The 3,590-nt window shown below is 68.9% G+C and carries 3 protein-coding genes; 1 reads left to right on the top strand and 2 read right to left on the bottom strand.

The window, feature by feature from the left end:
- Positions 1 to 57: 57 nt before the first annotated feature.
- Positions 58 to 1,971 (top strand): serine/threonine-protein kinase, encoded by a 1,914-nt coding sequence (locus D7Y11_RS42050; RefSeq protein WP_126936470.1) that lies wholly within the window; start codon positions 58 to 60, stop codon positions 1,969 to 1,971.
- A gap of 21 nt (positions 1,972 to 1,992) precedes the next feature.
- On the opposite strand, the gene D7Y11_RS42045 is transcribed toward D7Y11_RS42050, so the two are convergent.
- Both D7Y11_RS42045 and D7Y11_RS43625 read right to left on the bottom strand, forming a co-directional pair.
- Entirely contained in the window at positions 1,993 to 2,832 is an 840-nt protein-coding gene (locus D7Y11_RS42045; protein ID WP_126936469.1) for a MopE-related protein, read from the bottom strand.
- The coding region (locus tag D7Y11_RS43625; protein ID WP_158642064.1) for a tetratricopeptide repeat protein at positions 2,829 to 3,590 on the bottom strand (762 nt) is incomplete at its 5' end. The genes D7Y11_RS42045 and D7Y11_RS43625, both read right to left, overlap by 4 nt.

Raw genomic sequence — 3,590 nt, 5'->3', positions numbered from 1 at the left:
GTCCCGGGTGGGGCGGGGATTTCCCTTTCCCGCGAACCATGGGAAAGCTCTGGGTCCATGCAATTGGGGAAGTACCAGTTGGTGCGGAAGCTCGCCTCGGGCGGGATGGCCGAGGTGTTCCTCGCGAAGGCGGCGGGGCCCCGGGGGTTCGAGAAGACGCTGGTGCTCAAGCGCATCCTGCCGCACCTGGCGGAGGATGAAGCGTTCGTGGAGATGTTCCTGGGCGAGGCGCAGCTGGCCGCCCGGCTGGACCACCCGAACGTGGTGCAGATCTTCGACTTCGGCGAGGCGGACGGCAGCTACTTCCTGGCGATGGAGTACATCGACGGGCCCACGCTGCGGCGGTTGATCAAACGCTCGCAGGAGCTGAAGCAGCCGTTGCCCGCGGGTGTGTGCGCGAAGATGGTGGCCGCCGCCGCGGAGGGCCTGGCGTTCGCGCACGAGCTGGCGGATCCGGAGACGGGGGCGCCGCTGGGGTTGGTGCACCGGGACATCAGCCCGGAGAACGTCCTGGTGTCGCGGCAGGGCGCGGTGAAGGTGGTGGACTTCGGCATCGCGAAGGTGGCGGGGCAGGGGCACCGCACGCAGACGGGCGTGGTGAAGGGCAAGGTGGCGTACATGCCGCCGGAGCAGCTCCAGGCCCGGCCCATGGATGGGCGCGTGGACGTGTACGCGCTGGGCATCGTGCTCTACGAGCTGCTCACCGGCCGGCGTCCCTTCGACGCGACGACGGACGTGGGCATGATGCAGGCCATCCTCTTCGAGCCCTACGTGCCCGCGGTGCAGCGCCGGCCGGACCTGCCGGAGGCGATGCAGCGCATCTTGGAGAAGGCGCTCGCGAAGGACCGGGCGGAGCGCTACCCGGACTGCCGCGCGTTCCAGGCGGACCTGGAGCGGTTCGTGGTGTCGCTGGGCGAGCCGGTGGGCGCGTACCAGATTGCCCGGCTGGTGGCGCAGGTGATGGAGGGCGTGGAGACGATGCCCCCGGCGCCCACGCCCGCGAAGGGGCGGGAGACGGCGCCGTTGGTCGTGGCGGACAAGGAGCCCCCCGCGAAGGAGCAGGGCCGGAGGGCGGCGGTGACGACGCCCATGCCCGGCCGTGTGGTGGGCACGGCGTGGGAGCCGGTGTCCTCGCGAGCGTCGATGGAGGCGCCCGCGGTGACGGCATCGGGGAACGACGTGCCCTCGAGCCGGTTCGACGCGGCGACGGATCCCGCGACACCGTCAGCGGGCAGTCTGTTGGCCGCCGCGTCTCCGGAGGCCCGGTCCGAGCGGTCCACATGGTTCAAACCGTTGGAGGTTTCGGAGTCCGGCAAGGCCCTGGCGACACCGCGCGCCTCCCGGAGGATGGCGGTTGGAGCGGTGGTGTTGGTGAGCATGGCCGGGCTTGCGGGCGGCTTTGCGCTCCTGGGCCGGAGTGAGAAGGCCGCTGTGCCCGTGAGTCCGTCCACGCCGGTGGCTCGGAAGGACGACGTCCCCGTGAAGCCAGTGGACCCGGTGGTGACACCGGCCGTGCCCGAGGTGCGCGTGGATCCGGTGGCCGCCGGGACGGTGGACAGCGGAACTCCGGTGGTCGTAGCCGAGGTGAAGCCCACGACGGAGTCCTCCGTGGAGACACGCGATGCGGGGCAGGTGGTGGAGGTGACTCCGCCCGTGCCGCCGACTCCGCGGCCCGTGGTCGTGGCGAAGCCCGTGGTGGCCAGCACGAACCCGCCGCCGGTCCGACGGGTGGCCCCCCCGGTCCGTCGCGAGCTACCCAAGGGCAAGGTGGAGTTCCGCGTCCGTCCGTTCGGCACGGTGTACCTGGACGGCAAGAACCTGGGTCAGACGCCCTTCGCCGCAGTGGAGGCGACGGAGGGGTCGCACCAGGTCCGCGTCGTGAACAAGGACCTGGGCAAGGACGTGACCCGCTCCTTCGTGGTGAAGGCGGGACAGGACAACGTCTTCAAGCTGAACCTCGCGGCGGAGTGACGGGCGTTTCTTCAAGTCTGCTCAACCGGTACAGGTGATGCGTGACGGGTTCGCTGGGTCACAGGTAATGACCCCTCGTCCACCCCTTGGCAACACGCATGTGGCCCCGATATTGAAGCCTTCATCGACGCGGTTGTCGCAATTGTCATCCCGTCCGTCGCAGCGGAGTTCAGCCTGCCCGGGGCTGATCAGGGAGTCGTTGTCGTTGCAATCCCTGTTGTTGTTTGCGTATTGGCTGGGGCCGCTACACTCACGGACGACAGGCGCGGTGTTGGAATTGCTCCCGTAGCCGTCTCCGTCCATGTCGGGATACCACAAGATTTTGTCTTTGATGGACCAGTCAGAATCGTTGCAGTCGGTGCCTCCAGTGCCTTTGGAGATAAATCCATCTCCATCCGCATCAAGGGCAGGCAATTCGATAAGGGACTGTGCGATTTGTCCCTTTTCGGGGTGCCCCACGGTGAACGCGTGGCTTGTGACAGGCGCCGCGTCACAGGTCTGTTCGAATGCATCCACTTCGAGCCGCAGTTCGTCTCGCAATGCGTCGGACAACAAGGCAACCACGTGGAACGCAGCCCCGTCACTCATGTTCGGGTTCCGCGGTACCACGGTCGACGCGGCCCCTGTGCCGTCCTTCGACCAAAGCGCCGCGCGAATGCAGCCAGGGTTGAAACCCATGGGCTGGACGATCAGCTCCAGTCCACGGTCGCAGGTGCTGGGATCCGCACGCAGGAGTCCTTCCAACGCCTGCGACCCCTGTCCTTCACAGAGCCGCTCCAGCGTGAATTGGTCTGTCTCCGGTACGGTGCATCCGATGCCCAGGCACCCCGAGGCCACGGTCACCACGATCCAGTTTCTCACTGTCCACCCTCCGCGACGGTGGAATCACTGCTCAGGAAGAACGTGGTGATGGCGCCCACCGCCGCCGCGGCCGCCGTGCCGAAGAGCACGTTCGCCACGACCGCCTGGCCCCGCGCATCATCCAGATGCCCGCTGACGTCCCCGGACAGGTCCGCATCGCGCGCGGAGCTCACGTTGCCGCGCGACTGGAGCCCGATGACGGACCCCACGCCGCCCGCCACCACGCCGGTCCCCAGCAACACCCACGACACCGTCGGAATTCGCAGCCCCGCGCGCTCCGCACCCGCCGCCTTCAAATCCACGCCCGGAGCCGGCTCAGACGCCACTGCGACCCGAGGCGGATCCAGCGTCACCTGCTTCTCCACCACCGGAGGCCGCACCGGCGTATCCGCAGGCTTCTCCACCACCGCAGGCCGCGTTGGCTCCGCCGGCTCCTCCACCACCACGCGCTCCTGCCGCACCGTCTGCCGCACCGCCTCGAAGTCCCCCACCACCTTGGGTGACACCTTCGCCGGCAGCTTCGCCTCCGGCGCCAGCAGCAGACCCGCCCGGAACGAAGCCAGCGCATCATCGCGCCGTCCCATGTCCGCCAGGATGACGCCCTCGTAGATGGCCGCCGCGCTGCGCTCCTCGTCCGTCCGCGCCAGCCGCCGCGCCCGGGTCACCGCCGCCAGCGCCTGCTCGGACTCCAGGTCCTCATAGAGCCGGGCGGCCTCCTCCATCGCCGCGTCGAAGTACGTGCCCGCGGGCCGCGCCGC

The sequence above is a fragment of the Corallococcus sp. AB018 genome, from assembly GCF_003986945.1.
Classification (GTDB): Bacteria; Myxococcota; Myxococcia; order Myxococcales; family Myxococcaceae; genus Corallococcus; species Corallococcus exiguus.
The sequence above is the reverse complement of the archived record's forward strand: the minus strand, read 5'-3'. Positions and strand labels throughout refer to the sequence as shown.

Bases quoted from the DNA above. Each gene is read 5' to 3' on its own strand.
- D7Y11_RS42050 (WP_126936470.1), top strand. From the start codon at position 58: ATGCAATTGGGGAAGTACCAGTTGGTGCGGAAGCTCGCCTCGGGCGGG.